The following is a 15,795-nucleotide window of genomic DNA, read 5'->3' on the forward strand; positions in this document are numbered from 1 at the left end:
AATGCCAGTGGTGGCTTTCGATCGTACCAGTCGGGGTTGTGATGCGCAGTGCTGTCGTTCACCAGTTGATGTGGCACCAGTTGTTCCCCGCGCCCGAGCGCGAGGGGCCGACCTTGCAGAGCCAGCTGCGCACGCACCTCGTCAACGCGGTGCTCGACGGCCGCGTGACGCCGGGCACGCGGCTGCCGTCCAGCCGCGAGCTGGCCGACATGCTGGGCATTTCCCGCAATACCGTGGTGCTGGTCTACGAGCGGCTGGCCGAGGACGGCTACCTCGAGAACCGGCCGCGCAGCGGCTACTACGTGACCCATCGCTACGCCTCGCCGGCGATGGAGGCGCTGCCCCGCGACGGGGACGGCGCGCCCGCCGCGGCGCCGGGCGGCACCAGCGCAGTGCAGTGGCAGGCGCGCATGCACGGCGTGGCCGCCGACGCCAAGTGGCTGGAGAAGCCGCACGACTGGCAGCGCTACCGCTACCCGTTCCTGTACGGCCAGTTCGATCCCACGCTGTTCCCGATCGCCGACTGGCGCGAGTGCAGCCGCCACGCGCTCGACGTCGGCGCGATCCGCGGCTGGGCGCCCGACGCCATTGACAACGACGACAACTCCCTGGTCGACCAGTTGATCCGCCGCGTGCTGCCGCGGCGCGGCATCGCCGCCAAGCGCGACGAGATCCTGATGACCGTGGGCGCGCAGCAGGCCCTGTTCCTGCTGGCCGAGCTGCTGATCCGGCCGGGCACGCGCGTGGCCGTGGAAGACCCCGGCTACATGGACGCGCGCAACATCTTCCTGCGGCGCGGCGCGGTCCTTGCCGGGCTGCCGGTGGACGCCGACGGCGTGGTGCCCGACGAGGCGGCGCTGCGCGACTGCCGCTACCTGTACTGCACGCCGAGCCACCAGTGCCCCACCGGCGTGACGCTGACCACCGAGCGCCGGCTCGCGCTGCTCGACTGGACGCGCCGCTGCGACGGCGTGCTGATCGAGGACGACTACGATGCCGAGACCCAGTACGCGGGGCAGCCGCTGCCGGCGATCAAGGCCATCGACCGCGACGAGCGCGTGATCTACGTCGGCAGCCTGTCCAAGACGCTCTCGCCGGGGCTGCGCATCGGCTACGTGGTCGCGCCCGCCGCCGTGATCGTGCAGCTGCGCCGGCTGCGGCGGCTGATGATCCGGCATCCGCCGGCCAACAACCAGCTCGCGGCGGCGCTGTTCATCGAGCACGGCCACTACGACCGGCTGATGCACCGCATGCGCGAGGCCCTGGCCACGCGCGCGGCCACGCTGTGCGACGCGGTCCGGCAGCACCTGGGCGACATGCGCTTCGCCGCGCCGCCCGGCGGCTCCGCGCTGTGGGGCATGCTGCCCGGGCACGTCGACACCGGCCAGCTCAGGCGCACCGCGATGGCGCACGGCATCCTGATCGAATCGGGCGAGCCGTTCTATCTCGCCGACGCGCCGCCATGCAACAGCCTGCGGCTCGGCTTCTCGTCGATTCCGCTCGAGCGGATCGAGCCCGGCATCCGCGAACTCGCGCGGCTGGTGTCGCCGCAGGGCCGCGTGCGCGAGATCGGGCTGCGCGGGGCGGCATGACGCCGGCGCGCTGCATCGATGCCGTACGGCCTGCTTCGTGCAGAGGCGCCGATAGTTGATGCAGATGGAACGGAGTTGAAAGGATGCGATGAATGATCTTTTTCCCGGCGCAGGGCATCATGTCCGCCTTCATCCAACCACTCATGAGGCACATGCCGTGGCCACAGCCAGGAATGCAGGTATGGCGCCGCTCGCCCGCGGCGGTCTTGCCGTTTCGCCGGAGCGCGGCCCGGGCGTGACGGCAACAGGCGGGCGGGCCGCGGCTGCCGGGCGCGGCGCGCGATGAGGGTACTGATCCTGGGGGCGACCGGGCTGGTCGGCCGGAACGCGCTGCGGCAGGCGCTGGAGCACGGCAGCATCGAAACGGTCATCGCGCCGACGCGCCGTGCCTTGCCAGCCCATCCCAAGCTGGACAATCCGGTCTCGTCCGATCTGCAGGCGCTGTTGCCGGAAATGGCGCGGCGGCCGGTGGACGCGGTGATCTGCGCGATGGGCACGACGATCGGCAAGGCCGGCTCGAAGGCGGCATTCCGGCATGTCGACTACGTGCTGCCGGTGGCCTTCGCGAAACTGGCCCGCCAGCAGGGGGCCAGCGCCTTCGCGCTGGTTTCCTCCCCGGGCGCGTCGCTGTCGATACCGCTGTTCTATTGCCGGACCAAGGGCGAGGTCGAGAGAGACATCCGGGCGATCGGCTTCGAATCGCTCACGATCGTGCGCCCGGGCATGATCGGCGGCGAGCGCGACGAGTTTCGCCTCGCCGAGCGCATGATATTCCCGCTCGCGGCACTGCTTCGCCCGGTGCTGCCGCGGGGCCTGCGCATCAATCCCGCGGCCAATATCGCCAGGGCGCTCGTGGCTGCGGTCGCCGCTGCGCTGCCCGGCGAGCGCATGATCACGTCGCGGGACCTGTCGTGACCGCGTCGCGCGGCCGGCATGAAAAAAGCACCTTCGCGAAGGTGCTCCTTTCTTGGCCCGGCCGATATGTCGACGCGCCATGCGGGTCGATGCGCCAGGCGGGAAAAGGGATCCGAACCGGGTCGGCAAACGCACCAGGATCCGGTCCGGACGTGCAGGCCTGATCGGCCTGCTTGGCCTTGCTGCCTTGCTGGCGAGCGTGGCCATTCTCCGACCTACCTTCGCTTTGCTACGGCGTGTCTCAGTCGGCAGACCTTCAGTATAGGACGGCGGTGGCGCGGGTCAACCGGAGTTTGGGCGGGCGCGCCCACGTGCTACGATCCCGCTGAAAACCGGGAAGAGACAAACACGTGAGTCATGAGAATGCCGCGGCACGCTTCGATGCCGAGTTCGCCCCCCGCATCGCCGAGACGATCGCCGGCCTGTTCAGGCACCGCATCCACGCCGAGCTCGACGGCGGCCAGAGCCCCGCGCGGCTGCACGTCTACGGCGAGCCGTTCGAAGGGGTGCGGCGCTTCGCCCATCCGCTCAACATCTACCTGTCGTGGGACAGCCTCGAGGTGGAGGCGCTGTTCGCCACCGGCGGCGAGGAGAAGTTCGCGCTGTACCTGGCCGCGCTGCCCGGCAAGCTGCATGCGTGGCAGGCGCCGCGGCAGATCGATCTCGGCACGCGCTCCCAGGCCGAGGAGACCGTGCTGCTGGGCGGTCTCGATTTCGAGCATTGAGCACGCCGCGCGCGCGGCCACCGGCGGGCGCTCGTGCTACAGTTGCCGGATGCGTTCTCCGGAGGAGCATCATGTCCAAGGATTCCACGCCGCATCTGCAGGCCATCGTCCAGACCGCGCCGCAGGCCGGCCGCTATGTATGGGTGATCACGCTGGTCGACTTCGATGCGCGTCTGGTCAAGCGCAATATCGTCTCCGACGATACTTTCACCACTTCGGACGCCGCGCGCGTGGCTGGCGACGCCCAGCTCAAGGCGATGGCGGAAGACCGATAGCGGCCGTCCGCGGTACGGGCAATCGTGCCCGCACCGGTCGCGCCGGCCGCCCTGGCCACGCGCACCGGGCGCGGGAGCAACGATGACGCTTTGCGATGCGTGCGCGCAGATCCGGCCCGGTTCGACCGGCGGCACCGGACACCCGCGACTGCTGCTGACGGACACGCAGCGCATCAAGCCGCGCGGAGAGCCCGCGATCACCTTCGCCACCTACACCTGCGCGGACTGCGGCTGCCGCTGGCGCCACGAGAGCGACAAGAACGGCAAGGGGCCGGGCTGGTCCATCGAGCCCGCCTGAGTGGCCTGCCGGCCATGCTACGATCCGGACAACGCATCGGAGGCGAAGATGGCAAAGCACGTGTTCACACGCAGCCAGTACCTGGCAATCCTCAACGAGAGCCTGAAGAGCGATCCGCGCTGGCGGCCCGGCATGGCCTTCGTGTTCCTGCCGCCCGGCGCCGATGCCGCGGGCGCGAGCGGGGTGGGCTGCACCGGACCCGATGCCGCGCTGCCCGTGTACGCCGAGATCGAGCGCGTGGCGGCGGAGCTGATCGAGGTGCGCGGCGAGGCATAGCGCTGCCCGTGGCGTTTCCCGCGGCTGCCGTCCGGTCCTGCCGACGCCGAGGTGCGTACAATACCGCCCCAGACCGACTCTAGCGAACCTGCCGTGAAAAAGACCGACCTCGAAAAGAACAAAGGGCTGAAGCTTGCCAACAGCCTGAAGCACAGTGCCGCCGTCCGGGCCGCGCGCGAAGGCGCCCAGCCGAAGGTCGACCGCCGCGAGCAGCGCCGCCTCGACCAGGAACTCGGCCTGGTGCCGTTCGCCTGCAAGCTCGACGGCGAACTGGTCAAGCGCCTGCAGGCGCTGGCGGTGGCGCATCCGGACGGCATGAGCGGACTGCTGAAGGAAGCGCTGGAGCGCGGCCTGCCCGCGCCGAGCGCTTCGGCCGAGGCCTGAACTGCTGCGCCGCGCGGCCACGCGGCCGGCACGTGTGATGGATCGAACGCGCTGGCCACCGGCCCGCCCGCAATGAAAAACGCCCGCTGGAATCCAGCGGGCGTTTTTCATTGGTCGATGCGGCACAACTCCGGGTGCGGGGCCATCGGCCTGACGGCAGCAATCCCTGGCCGGGCAGCGCGGGCAGCGTCGTCCTTGCGCGCGACTTGCCGGCGACGCTGCGCGAGCCGACGCGGGCCGCGAGGGACATTGCCGCCGCAACCGGATTGCCCGGCTTCCGGGCGTTACCGCGAAACCGCCTGGATCTCCTGGTGATAGCCGCTCGCGCGGCTGCGGTTCAACGAGTCGTATCCCGTAAGCAGGACAAGGACGAGCGCCATGCCAAGGCCGACGCCGGTCAGGATGGGCGTCTCACGGATATGCCCGGCCAATGCGAGGATGATGCCAGTGAGTGCGATGAGCATTTCACCGTAGATTACCCTGCGCAGACTCTCGATGGCGCCCGTCAGGTGGGCGCTTTCCTGCACAAGAAACTGTGAAGGATCGGTGCCCAGCAGGGCGGAGAACCTGGCGTGATTGCTGCCCAGGCCCGCAAAGTACGCTCCGCTTGCCAGCAGAACGAGTCCTCCCGCGATCAGAAGCGACCATCCCATGCCGTAGAGCATGCCGACCGATGTTCTCGCCAGGTATGCGCCGGATCCCACCGCAACCAGTGACAAACCGAAGCAGATCGCCGCGCCCATGCGCTCGGAGCTGTAGTAGCCATCGACAACGTCGATCATCTCTTTCCTCCCTGGGCATCGCTTGACTTCAACGCGGCCGTGACCGTTTCGATGAGTGCGGCAATCATCCTGCGCATTTCCTTGCCGTCCTTGGCGACATCCTTGAATCCTTTCATGCCGAAGACGATGACGCGGGCCAGTTCGGGCGCCTTTACCTTCAATCCGGAGAGTTCGACGGACGTCCCCAGCATGTCGGCCAGGAGTTCCTCGAAGGCGAAATAGCTCTCAAGCACCGGGGGGAAGCCGATGTCGAACATGTCCTTGGCGTCGGGATTGGCCAGGACCATCTCGAAGCCCTCCGCACCCCAGTTCTCGCACGCAAAGCGCAGCTTTGCCTCAAGACCCGAGCGTTTCCCCAGTCCGGTCTTGATGTCCTCGAACTTGGCTGTGACCATCGTTTCGATGACGGCCCGGAAGACGCTCTCCTTGTCGGGAAAGGACAGGTAGAGATTGGGGCGCGAGAGTCCGGCCGACTTGGCTATGTCGGCCATCGTCGTGCGCGCGTAGCCATAGCGAAGGAACACGTCGATCGCGGCCTGAATGACCTGCCGGGTACGCGCGGGGTCTGTCGGGGCGGTTCTTTTCATGGAGGAGGATTCAGGATCAATGGCTGGATTCTGACATATTGACAAGTAATGTCAAGATAGTAAACTGACACTTGGACCGAAAATGTCATCATGTTCGATGGCGCGGTCAACCCTGACCCAACCAAGGAGTTACCCATGTCAGCGTCGAAAGTCTGGTTCATCTCAGGAGCTTCCCGCGGTTTTGGCCGTATCTGGACGGAGGGCGCGCTGCGGCGCGGAGACCGGGTGGCGGCAACCGCGCGCGACGCCAACGCGCTCGCGGACCTCAAGGAAAGGTTTGGCGACGCCTTGTTGACCTTGACGATGGATGTCACGCGTCAGCAGGAAGTCGTCGCCGCCGTCAACAAGGCGCATCAACACTTCGGAAAGATCGACCTCGTGATCAGCAATGCGGGCAATGGGTTGATGGGCGCGGTTGAAGAGACCGCTCTCGATGAAGCGAGGGCGAACTTCGAAACCAATGTCCTTGGCACGCTGGCCGTCATTCAGGCGGCCTTGCCGCTGCTTCGTGCTCAAAAGCACGGACACATCCTGCTCGTCACCAGTGTCGGCGGGCTGATCACATTCCCGCTGGGCGGCATCTACCAGGCGACGAAATTCGCCGTCGAGGGCCTGGGCCAAACGCTGGCCCAGGAAGTCGCGGAATTCGGCATCAAGGTCACGATGATCGAGCCCGGCCCGTTCAACACCGAGTTCATGAGCCAGTCTTCGATGAAGCAGGCCAGGCCCATGCCGGAATATGACGCCATGCGGGCGCAGCTCGCGGCAACCCTTACCCCGGCCATGTTCGGCGATCCGTCGGCGACGGTTGAAGCACTGTTCAAGGTCGTCGACGCGGAGGATCCGCCGCTGCATTTCATCATGGGCGGTCTGACGCCGCTGGTACGCCAATGCTATGCGGCGCGGCTGGATGGCTGGACGAAATGGGAGACCGTCTCCGCCGCCGCGCAGGGCTGAAATACGCTTCGCCAGGATAACGCGCCGGCGGAGACGCTGGCGCGGGCGAGCCCGTCGGCATCCCATCGACGAAAGCGCAGCGCGCGCGGGTGCCCGTTGGCATGCTCCTACCCATTATTTGGCTCCAGGCGCTCGCGCCAGCCCCGGATCTGCTGCGCCACGTGATCCATGAATGCTCGGGTCCGGCCCGAGTGCCGCAGATGCGGGTGCGTCAGCAGCCACAGACTGGGCGAAAGCCGCCGGGGCGGAAATTCCAGCAATTCCAGGCCCGTGCCGTGCGCCATGAAGCAGGGCAGTGCGGTCGCTCCGGTTCCGTTTTCGGCAAGCCGGCGCAGCGCCACGAATGAATCGGCAGTGGCGGCGACGGCGGCATTGCCGATACGCTCGCGCAGCCATGTGCCGATCGGCCCTTGCGCGAGATGGCCGTCGGGCAGCAGCCACGCCTGGCCGGCGGGTTCATGGCCACGTGCCCGGATAGAGGCCGGCGCGGCATACAAGCCCCAGTCCATGCGCGCCAAAGGCTTGCCGACCCAGGCGGGCGGCGGCTCGTGCGTGGGGCGCAAGGCCACGTCGGCCTCGCGCCGGTCCAGATCCAGCCGGGCATTCGTGATGCGCATTTCCACCGTGATTGCCGGGAACCGTTCGTGGAAGGCACGCAGGATGTCCGGCAGGATGCCGTCGGCGAGGGAATCCGTTGTGGTGAAGCGTACCGGGCCGGTCAGGCCCGCGGCCTGTCCTTCCACCTCGCGCCGGGCCCCGGTGAGGGCGCGTTCGAATGCCTCGCCGATGTCGATGAAACGCTGGCCCGCGTCCGTGGGGACGTAGCCGGTTTGCAGGCGGTCGAAGAGCGCCGTGCCGACCTCCTGTTCGAGCACGTGCAGGCGCCGTAGCACGGTGGCGTGCGATACCCCCAGCGCGCGCGCCGCGCCCGCCGCCGATCCGCCGCGCGCCATGGCCAGCAGGTGGCGCAGATCATTCCAGTCGAGGTCTTTCATGGGGAGTCGCCGCGCTGGGCAGGACTTGCCGGGTGGCTGTTCATTTTTGTGTGGTCGATGTTCAAATATAGCTATTTTCGAACATATTGGGACGGTTCACTATGACGGCATCTTCTTCATCAAGGTGCCATTCATCATGTTGGACAACAAAACAGCCCCATACGGGACGCTATTGCTCCGCCTCCTGCTCGGCGCGTCTTTCCTGGCCCACGTCAGCGTGAAGCTATTCGTCTTCACGGTGCCCGGTTTCGTCGGCTATTTCGGCTCGCTGGGATTGCCGCCGCTGATGGCCTATCTGGCGATCGCGCTGGAGCTGCTGGGCGGCCTGGCGCTGATCTTCGGCGTCTATGCGCGCTGGGTGGCCGTACCACTGGTGTTCGAACTGCTGGGCACCATTGCCGTGGTGCATGGCAAGCTCGGCTGGGAGTTCAACAACAAGGGCGGCGGCTGGGAATATCCCGCGTTCTGGGCGACCGCCCTGGTCGCCTTCATCTTGCTGGGCGATGGCCGCTGCGCTCTGCGTCCGTCGCGCCGGGCGTGCTGAACGCGCAGGCCGAAGGCACAACGGTCGATGCGGCGGCGTTGCTCCCGCGCCTGCCGGGGGTGTCCGTTGCGGAGGATCGGAGATTCGGGAAAGGGACGACCACCACCGAGGCTCGATCGCCAAAACGGCAAGCCCACTGGCAAAAAGCGCAGCCCGCGGACTGCGCTTTCGTTTTCAGGGTCTGGCCGCTTCATGTCGCGGCAGGCCGCGCGCGCCGGCGCGCGATCAGTGCACGAACAGCCAGATCAGCAGCAGCACGAAGGCCGGGACACCGAGCAGCCAGGCGAGAACGTAGGGCATGATTTCCTTCCTTTTTCGCTGTTTCCACGACTCCACTGTAGGGGGCGGGTCTCGCGGGCGGTGTCCGGCGGTTTCCCCTTGCCATGTAGGAGGGGGCTGACTTGCCGGGAGGCGGGGAAATCCGGGGCGGCGGAAGGCGGCCGGAGGGGGATGGCGGCGGGCGTGGCGCCGGCAACGGCGGCCGGAAAGCCGTCATTGCCGGTCGAGGCAGGCGCTCGCCGGCGGCGAGGCCCGGTCCTTCAGTCCTCTTCGTCTTCCTCGGATTCGAGGAAATCGCGGCGCAGCAGCCAGTTCGTGATGGCTTCGTCGCAGACCTTCTTGAGCTTGTTCTTGTCCGGCAGGCTGTCGAACAGCTCGAAGTTCACCAGCGCCAGGCCGGCGTCGGTGATGTAGAACAGGCGGCCGGGCTCGTCGTAATGCACGATGCGCCCGTCGATGCCGTTTTCCTCGCTGTCGGCCGGCATGTCTTCCAGTTCCACCACCCGGCAGGTGAAGCGCGGGCTGCGGGTATGGGTCAGATATTCAAACTCGTCATGCATCACCTCGCCGCCCTTGGGCGTGAAGATGGCGAAACCCCAGATGAAGCGGGGCATCGGCAGATCGGACAGATCGTCAATCTCGTCCATGGTGTTCTCCCTGATTCGATAAGCCGCATTATCGCTCAGCGGGAGCCCCGGCGACCAATGTCGTGCGGCGGGAGGCTTATTTCACCGCCTTGCAGTTGGCGTAGGCGGGCGGCGCGTCGTCGCCCCGGGTCAGGTCCTGGAGCCGGCCTTCGTCGCCCTTGGTGATCCATTGGTGGATGCCGTGCGCGTAGCGCGCGCCGGAGCCGGTCAGCACGCTGACGAACAGCAGCGGCGGCTTGCCGTCGAGGCGCAGGATGGCGATCTGGTTGTCCGTGCCGTTGAAATAGCGGGCAGTGAGCTGCCTGCCCTCGTCGCAGCGGTAGCGCACCGTGCGCGGGGCATCGAAGCGCACGCCGTCGATGCCGGGCCGGGCCTGCGCCGGAAGCGCCGCCAGGCCGAGCGTGCAGGCCAGGGCGGCGGCAAGGCAATGCTTTGGATAGCGCGGCGGCATGGCGGCTCCTGGCTGGCGTGCGGGCATCACGACAGCATATAACCGCTGGCCAGCGAACGGAAGCTCTCCACCTCCGCGGCCTGCCAGGCGGCGTCGTGGCCGTGCTCCTCGGCCAGGATCTGCGCCACGCGCGGCGCGGCGGCGCTGGCGGCGCCGGCTTCGAGGAACAGCGCGCGGTTGCGCCGCGCCAGCACGTCTTCCACGCGCCGCGCCAGCTCGAAGCGCGCGGCGAAGCGCACGTGGGCGGCGCTCAGGCCGGAGCCGGGCACGAGGATCTCGTCCGTGCCGGGCAGCGCGCGCAGCATGGCGAGCTCGTTGCCGTAGTAGCGGTCGGGCGAGCCGGTGCCGGCCGCGGGCAGGTCGGCGGGCAGGCCCCGCGCGCCGTGCAGCGGCAGGTCGGCGGTCACGCACGGCGCGGCCGGCAGCATCTTGCGCTCGATGGCGGTGCCGATCACGTCCTGCGCCATGCGCCGGTAGGTGGTCCACTTGCCGCCGGTGACGGTGATCAGGCCGCCCCGGGACACCAGGATGGTGTGCTCGCGCGAGAGCGAGGCGGTGGAGGCCTCGCCGGTGGCCTTGACCAGCGGGCGCAGGCCGGCCCACACGCTGGTCACGTCGGCGCGCGTGGGCGTGCGCGACAGGTAGCGCGCCGCGGTTTCCAGGATGAAGTCGACGTCGTCGGCGCCCGCGCGCGGCTCCAGCGGCAGGTCCTTGCGCGGCGTGTCGGTGGTGCCGACGATGGTGTGGCCGTTCCACGGCACCACGAACAGCACGCGGCCGTCGTCGGTCTTGGGGATCAGGATGGCGCGCTCGCCCTGCAGGAAGCTGCGCGGCAGCGTCAGGTGCACGCCCTGGCTCGGCGCCACCATGCCGCGCGCCTGGCCGTCCTCCATCTGGCGGATGGCGTCCACCCACACGCCGGTGGCATTGATCACGCAGCCGGCCTCGAGCGCGAAGCTGGCGCCGCCGAGCACGTCCTGCACGGTGACGCCGGCGATCACGCCGTTCTTCTGCGACAGGCCGGTCACGCGCATGTAGTTGACGGCGGTGCCGCCCACGTCGAACAGCGTGCGCATCAGCGCGATGGCCAGGCGGGCATCGTCGAACTGGCCGTCGAAGTACAGGTTGCCGCCACGCAGCGGGCGCCCGCCCACGTGCTCGGCCAGCGTGGGCGCGGCGGCCAGCGTCTCGCGGTGGTTGAGCCAGCGGCTGCCGGACAGGTTGAGGCCGCCGGCCAGCAGGTCGTAGACCTTGAGGCCGATGCCGTAGAAGGGCTGGTCGAACAACTGGTAGGCCGGCACCACGAAGCCCAGCGGCCACACCAGGTGCGGCGCGTTGCGCGCCAGCAGCCCGCGCTCGTGCAGCGCCTCGCGCACCAGGCTGATGTTGCCCTGCGCCAGGTAGCGCACGCCGCCGTGGACCAGCTTGGTGGCCTTGCTCGAGGTGCCCTTGGCGAAGTCGGCGGCTTCCACCAGCAGCGTGCGGTAGCCGCGCGAGGCGGCATCCACCGCGGTGCCCAGGCCAGTGGCGCCGCCGCCGATGACGATCACGTCCCACCTGGGTTCGCGCTCGAGCGTGGCGAGCAGCGCGGCGCGGTCGGGCGGCAGGGCGGGGGAGGACAGTGTCTGCATGATTCCTTGTCTGATGCGGTTGCCTGGGGCGGTTGCCTGGGGCGGTTCGGCCCGGTGTGGCGATGTGGCGATGTGGCTCTGGGGTGTCCGGGCGGGCCGGTCAGCCGGCGGCGTGCGGCGGCGCGCCGTCCTCGCGCGCCCAGTCGCGCGCGCGCTCCACCGCGCGGTGCCAGCGCCACAGGCGGTAGGCGCGCGCGTCGGCGGACAGGTTGGGTTCGAAGCGGTGCTCCACCTGCCACTGGCTGGCGATTTCCTCCTCGCCGCTCCAGTAGCCGGTGGCCAGCCCGGCCAGGTAGGCGGCGCCCAGCGCCGTGGTCTCGGTCACGCGCGGGCGCACCACCACCGTGCCGAGCAGGTCGGCCTGCATCTGCATCAGCAGGTCGCTGCGCGAGGCGCCGCCGTCCACGCGCAGTTCGGCCAGCGCGATGCCGGCGTCCTTCTGCATGGCGTCCAGCACGTCCACGCTCTGCAGCGCGATCGACTCCAGCGCCGCGCGCGCGATGTGCGGGCGGCCGGTGCCGCGCGTGATGCCCACCAGCGTGCCGCGCGCGAACGGGTCCCAGTGCGGCGCGCCGAGGCCGGCGAAGGCCGGCACCAGCACCACGCCATCGGTATCCTCGCACTGGCGCGCGAGCGGCTCCGCCTCGGGCGCGCTGTTGATGATCTGCAGGCCGTCGCGCAGCCACTGGATGGTGGCGCCGCCCATGAACACGCCGCCTTCGAGGCAGTATTGCGTGCGCGCGGCGGAGGGCGCGGCGCCGCCGAGCTGCCAGCCGATGGTGGTGAGCAGCCGGTTGTGCGAGGCGACCGGCTGCGCGCCGGTGTTCATCAGCAGGAAGCAGCCGGTGCCGTAGGTGTTCTTGGCCATGCCCGGCGACAGGCAGGCCTGGCCGTAGGTGGCGGCCTGCTGGTCGCCGGCGATGCCGGCGATCGGGATCTCCGCGCCGAACCAGCGCGCCGCCGTGCGCGCCACCTCGCCGCTGGACGGCGCCACCTCGGGCAGCAGGCTGCGCGGGATGTCAAGCACGCCGAGCAGGGCATCGTCCCAGACGAACGTGTGGATGTTGAACAGCAGCGTGCGCGAGGCGTTGGAGACGTCGGTGACGTGGCGCCTGCCGTCGGTGAGCTGCCAGATCAGCCAGCTGTCCACGGTGCCGAAGGCGAGCTCGCCGCGCGCGGCGCGTTCGCGCGCGCCTTCGATGTTGTCCAGCATCCAGCGCAGCTTGGTGCCGGAGAAATAGGCGTCGATGATGAGCCCGGTGCGCGCGCGGAACAGCTCGCCGTGGCCCTCGGCCTGCAGCGCCTCGCACAGCGGCGCGGTGCGGCGGTCCTGCCAGACCAGCGCGCGCCCGACCGGCTCGCCGGTCTTGCGGTCCCACAGCACGGTGGTCTCGCGCTGGTTGGTGATGCCGATGGCCTGCACCTGGCTGGCGGCCACGCCGGCGTCGCCGAGCACTTCGTGCGCCACCGCCAGCTGCGACTGCCAGATCTCGTAGGGATCGTGCTCGACGTGGCCGGGGTGCGGGTAATATTGCCGGAATTCGCGCTGGGCGACCCGCACCACGTTGCCGGCGTGATCGAACAGGATGGCGCGCGAGCTGCTGGTGCCCTGGTCCAGCGCGAGCACGTAGCGGGGCTGGCCGGGCGACTGGCCGCGGGGCTGGCCCGTGGGCTGGGTTTGCGTCATGCCTTTTTTCCTGGATTTCCTGGATGCCATGCGACGGGCGCGCCATCGTGGCGGCCCGCAATATTCATGTCCGATACTTCGTTTCTCTCCCGCATCGCCGCGTCGCTGGCGGCGCGCAGCCGCTTCGACGCCGGGGCCCACCTCAAGCTGACCGTGGACGGCCGGCAGGTCGGCTGGCTGCCGCGCGCGCATGCGCGCATCCTGCGCGCGCAGGATGCGGTGCCCGCGGTGCTGGCCAATGAGGTGGCCGGCACGGTGGCGCTGCTCCCGGGCCGCGCGGAGCCCACCGCGCGCAGCGAGGCGCTGGCCACGCTGGCGCGCTGGCTGGCGGAGGCCGGCCACGTGCGCGGCTGGCGCGACGAGCTGTTCGCGGTCACGCCGGCGCTGGAGGCGCCCGCGTTCGCGGTGATCGAGCGCGCCGCGGCGCGTTTCCTCGGCCTGCTGACCTTCGCCTCGCACATGAACGGCGTGATCGCCGGCGAGCGCGCGTTGTGGATCTCGCGGCGCAGCGCCGCCAAGGCGGTCGACCCCGGCATGTGGGACAACCTGGTGGCCGGCGGCATGCCCGCCGGCAGCGATCCGCTCGCCACGCTGGTGCGCGAGTGCGACGAGGAGTCCGGCATCCCGCCCGCGCTGGCGCGCCGCGCCGAGGCGCACGGCGTGATCGAGGTGCTGCGCGAAATCCCCGAAGGCGTGCAGTGGGAGGCGGTGTACGTGTACGACCTGCCGCTGCCGGCGGACTTCACGCCGCACAACCGCGACGGCGAGGTGGCCGAGCACCGCCGTATCGAGCCCGAGGCATTGCTTGCTATCATGGCGGATGGCGCCATGACCGTCGACGCGACGCTGGTGACGCTGGATACGCTCGCGCGGCGCGGCTGGAGCCCCGCCGCGGGCGAGGCCGGCACCCGCAGCGCATGATCGGCGCGCACTCGACAGAACCACACACGATGAGCAATACCGGATTCATTCTCACCATTTCCTGCCCGGACCAGCCGGGCATCGTCCATGCCGTCTCGGGCCTGCTGTTCCAGCACGGCTGCAACATCGTCGACTCCGACCAGTTCGGCGATGAATTCACCGGCCGCTTCTTCATGCGCGTGCATTTCACGCCGAGCGCGGGCGGTCCCGACCTGGCCGCGCTCAAGGCCGCGTTCGCCCCGATTGGCGACCAGTTCGGCATGCAGTGGGAATTGTTCGACGCCAGCGTCAAGCCGCGCGTGATGATCATGGTGTCGAAGATCGGCCATTGCCTCAACGACCTGCTGTTCCGCGCCAAGGCCAGCGGCCTGCCGGTGGAGATCGCCGCCATCGTGTCGAACCACCGCGACTTCTACCAGCTCGCCGCGTCCTACGACATCCCGTTCTTCCACCTGCCGCTGATGAACAGCTCCGCCGAGCAGAAGGCCGCGCAGGAAGCCAAGGTGTTCGAGGTGGTGCGCGAGCAGAACATCGACCTGGTGGTGCTGGCGCGCTACATGCAGGTGCTCAGCGACGACCTGTGCCGCAAGCTGGCCGGGCGCGCCATCAACATCCACCATTCGTTCCTGCCCAGCTTCAAGGGCGCCAAGCCGTACTACCAGGCGCACGACCGCGGCGTGAAGCTGATCGGCGCCACCGCGCACTACGTCACGGCGGACCTCGACGAAGGCCCGATCATCGAGCAGGAGATCGAGCGCGTGGACCACAGCATGGCTCCCGAGCAGCTCACCGCGGTGGGCCGCGACGTGGAATGCGTGGCGCTGGCGCGCGCGGTCAAATGGCACGCCGAGCACCGCATCCTCATCAACGGCCACAAGACCATCGTCTTCAAGTAAGCCCGCTCGCGCATGGCCGGCGCGTCCCGCGCCCGGCCCGCGCGCATGGCGCGCGCGCCGCAGGCCGCCGCGTTCAGTCCCGGGCGACCACACAGCTCACTCCGCTGTCTTCCAGCATCTGCCCGAACGGCGGCTTGAGCGGCTCGTCGGTAAACAGCCGGTCGATCTCCGACAGGTGCGCCAGCTCCACCATCGCCTGGCGGTTGAACTTGCTGGCGTCGGCCGCCAGCCAGATCTCGCGCGAATGCTCGATGATGGTCCGTGCCACCTTCACTTCGCGGAAATCGTAGTCGCGCAGCGTGCCGTCGGCCTCGATGCCCGAGATGCCGATCAGGCCGATGTCCACCTTGAACTGGCGGATGAACTCCACCGTGGCCTCGCCCACGATGCCGCGGTCGCGCGAGCGCAGCACGCCGCCGGCCACGATGACCTCGCAGTCGGGGTTGTCGGCCAGGATGCTGGCCACGTTCAGGTTGTTGGTGATCACGCGCAGGCCGCGGTGGTGGATCAGCTCGCGCGCGATCTCCTCCACCGTGGTGCCGATGTTCAGGATCAGCGAGCAGCCCTCCGGCACCGCGCCGGCCACCGCGCGCGCGATGCGCGCCTTGCCCTCGGCATTGAGCACTTGCCGCTGCCGGTAGGCGATGTTCTCCACGGTCGACCCCTCCACCCGCACGCCGCCGTGAAAGCGCGCCAGCATGCCGTTGCCGGCCAGCAGGTTGACGTCGCGGCGGACCGTCTGCAGGGTCACGCCGAACTTGCGGGCGAGTTCGTCGATGGAGGCGAAGCCCTGGCTGCGTACCTCTTCGAGCAGGGCGGTCTGGCGTGGATTCAAGGTCATGCCGGCATTCTAGTTCAAACACAAACGAAAACAAATGATGCGGTGCATGATTGTTTTATGTTCGTTTTTGCACTAAAACGAGCGGAAAGCAAAAGTTTGTGCGTCCGCATCA

19 protein-coding genes are annotated in these 15,795 nt (G+C 68.8%); 11 read left to right on the forward strand and 8 right to left on the reverse strand.

The window, feature by feature from the left end; genetic code table 11:
• The first annotated feature begins 41 nt into the window (after positions 1-41).
• The 7 genes from pdxR (at position 42) to AC3WXD_RS09305 (ending at position 4,465) form a co-directional block, all read left to right on the forward strand.
• Positions 42-1,592: a MocR-like pyridoxine biosynthesis transcription factor PdxR gene (gene pdxR, locus AC3WXD_RS09275; protein ID WP_029043448.1), complete on the forward strand. Its 1,551-nt coding sequence runs from the start codon at positions 42-44 to the stop codon at positions 1,590-1,592.
• A gap of 282 nt (positions 1,593-1,874) precedes the next feature.
• Entirely contained in the window at positions 1,875-2,507 is a 633-nt protein-coding gene (locus AC3WXD_RS09280; protein WP_492323557.1) for an NAD(P)H-binding protein, read from the forward strand.
• Positions 2,508-2,857: 350 nt separating this feature from the next.
• Positions 2,858-3,232, forward strand: coding sequence for a DUF5594 family protein (locus AC3WXD_RS09285; protein ID WP_020202315.1), 375 nt, complete (start codon positions 2,858-2,860; stop codon positions 3,230-3,232).
• Positions 3,233-3,303: 71 nt separating this feature from the next.
• Positions 3,304-3,507 carry a hypothetical protein gene (locus tag AC3WXD_RS09290; protein ID WP_020202316.1) on the forward strand — a complete coding sequence of 68 codons (204 nt, stop codon included), beginning with the start codon at positions 3,304-3,306 and terminating at the stop codon, positions 3,505-3,507.
• An 82-nt stretch (positions 3,508-3,589) separates the two neighbouring features.
• On the forward strand, positions 3,590-3,805 hold the full coding sequence (locus AC3WXD_RS09295; RefSeq protein ID WP_020202317.1) for a hypothetical protein: 216 nt from the start codon (positions 3,590-3,592) through the stop codon (positions 3,803-3,805).
• A gap of 48 nt (positions 3,806-3,853) precedes the next feature.
• A complete protein-coding gene (locus AC3WXD_RS09300; protein ID WP_029043449.1) occupies positions 3,854-4,081 on the forward strand; it encodes a hypothetical protein in 228 nt (75 codons plus the stop codon).
• A gap of 93 nt (positions 4,082-4,174) precedes the next feature.
• Positions 4,175-4,465, forward strand: a complete 291-nt coding sequence (locus AC3WXD_RS09305; RefSeq protein ID WP_059413307.1) for a hypothetical protein — start codon at positions 4,175-4,177, stop codon at positions 4,463-4,465.
• 284 nt (positions 4,466-4,749) lie between these two features.
• Here AC3WXD_RS09305 and AC3WXD_RS09310 read toward each other — a convergent pair whose 3' ends face one another.
• A complete protein-coding gene (locus AC3WXD_RS09310) occupies positions 4,750-5,247 on the reverse strand; it encodes a hypothetical protein (RefSeq protein WP_454731796.1) in 498 nt (165 codons plus the stop codon).
• Complete coding sequence (locus AC3WXD_RS09315; protein WP_492323558.1) at positions 5,244-5,834, reverse strand: TetR/AcrR family transcriptional regulator; 591 nt, start codon at positions 5,832-5,834, stop codon at positions 5,244-5,246. Before AC3WXD_RS09315 ends, AC3WXD_RS09310 begins: the two co-directional genes overlap by 4 nt.
• Before the next feature lie 135 nt (positions 5,835-5,969).
• Between AC3WXD_RS09315 and AC3WXD_RS09320 the strand changes: the two genes are divergently transcribed.
• Positions 5,970-6,791, forward strand: coding sequence for an SDR family NAD(P)-dependent oxidoreductase (locus AC3WXD_RS09320; RefSeq protein ID WP_059413310.1), 822 nt, complete (start codon positions 5,970-5,972; stop codon positions 6,789-6,791).
• Positions 6,792-6,898: 107 nt separating this feature from the next.
• Here the strand turns inward: AC3WXD_RS09320 and AC3WXD_RS09325 are convergent, their stop codons facing one another.
• Positions 6,899-7,786 (reverse strand): LysR family transcriptional regulator, encoded by an 888-nt coding sequence (locus AC3WXD_RS09325; RefSeq protein WP_492323559.1) that lies wholly within the window; start codon positions 7,784-7,786, stop codon positions 6,899-6,901.
• Positions 7,787-7,922: 136 nt separating this feature from the next.
• On the opposite strand from AC3WXD_RS09325, the gene AC3WXD_RS09330 reads away from it, so the two are divergent.
• Positions 7,923-8,330, forward strand: coding sequence for a DoxX family protein (locus AC3WXD_RS09330; RefSeq protein WP_492323560.1), 408 nt, complete (start codon positions 7,923-7,925; stop codon positions 8,328-8,330).
• Positions 8,331-8,869: 539 nt separating this feature from the next.
• Here the strand turns inward: AC3WXD_RS09330 and AC3WXD_RS09335 are convergent.
• The 4 genes from AC3WXD_RS09335 to glpK form a co-directional block, all read right to left on the reverse strand.
• On the reverse strand, positions 8,870-9,256 hold the full coding sequence (locus AC3WXD_RS09335) for a hypothetical protein (protein ID WP_020202326.1): 387 nt from the start codon (positions 9,254-9,256) through the stop codon (positions 8,870-8,872).
• Positions 9,257-9,332: 76 nt separating this feature from the next.
• Positions 9,333-9,707, reverse strand: a complete 375-nt coding sequence (locus AC3WXD_RS09340) for an MliC family protein (RefSeq protein WP_492323561.1) — start codon at positions 9,705-9,707, stop codon at positions 9,333-9,335.
• Between the two features lie 26 nt (positions 9,708-9,733).
• On the reverse strand, positions 9,734-11,338 hold the full coding sequence (locus tag AC3WXD_RS09345; protein ID WP_492323562.1) for a glycerol-3-phosphate dehydrogenase/oxidase: 1,605 nt from the start codon (positions 11,336-11,338) through the stop codon (positions 9,734-9,736).
• Positions 11,339-11,438: 100 nt separating this feature from the next.
• Positions 11,439-13,025, reverse strand: a complete 1,587-nt coding sequence (glpK, locus tag AC3WXD_RS09350) for a glycerol kinase GlpK (RefSeq protein ID WP_492323563.1) — start codon at positions 13,023-13,025, stop codon at positions 11,439-11,441.
• A 66-nt stretch (positions 13,026-13,091) separates the two neighbouring features.
• Here glpK and AC3WXD_RS09355 point away from each other — a divergent pair, with 66 nt between their 5' ends.
• Both AC3WXD_RS09355 and purU read left to right on the forward strand, forming a co-directional pair.
• Complete coding sequence (locus AC3WXD_RS09355) at positions 13,092-13,946, forward strand: NUDIX hydrolase (RefSeq protein ID WP_492323564.1); 855 nt, start codon at positions 13,092-13,094, stop codon at positions 13,944-13,946.
• A 29-nt stretch (positions 13,947-13,975) separates the two neighbouring features.
• Positions 13,976-14,842: a formyltetrahydrofolate deformylase gene (gene purU, locus AC3WXD_RS09360; protein WP_020202331.1), complete on the forward strand. Its 867-nt coding sequence runs from the start codon at positions 13,976-13,978 to the stop codon at positions 14,840-14,842.
• Between the two features lie 73 nt (positions 14,843-14,915).
• Here purU and AC3WXD_RS09365 read toward each other — a convergent pair whose 3' ends face one another.
• On the reverse strand, positions 14,916-15,683 hold the full coding sequence (locus AC3WXD_RS09365) for a DeoR/GlpR family DNA-binding transcription regulator (protein ID WP_020202332.1): 768 nt from the start codon (positions 15,681-15,683) through the stop codon (positions 14,916-14,918).
• Positions 15,684-15,795 lie beyond the last annotated feature (112 nt).

The sequence above is a fragment of the Cupriavidus sp. FW216-B1 genome, assembly GCF_058789195.1.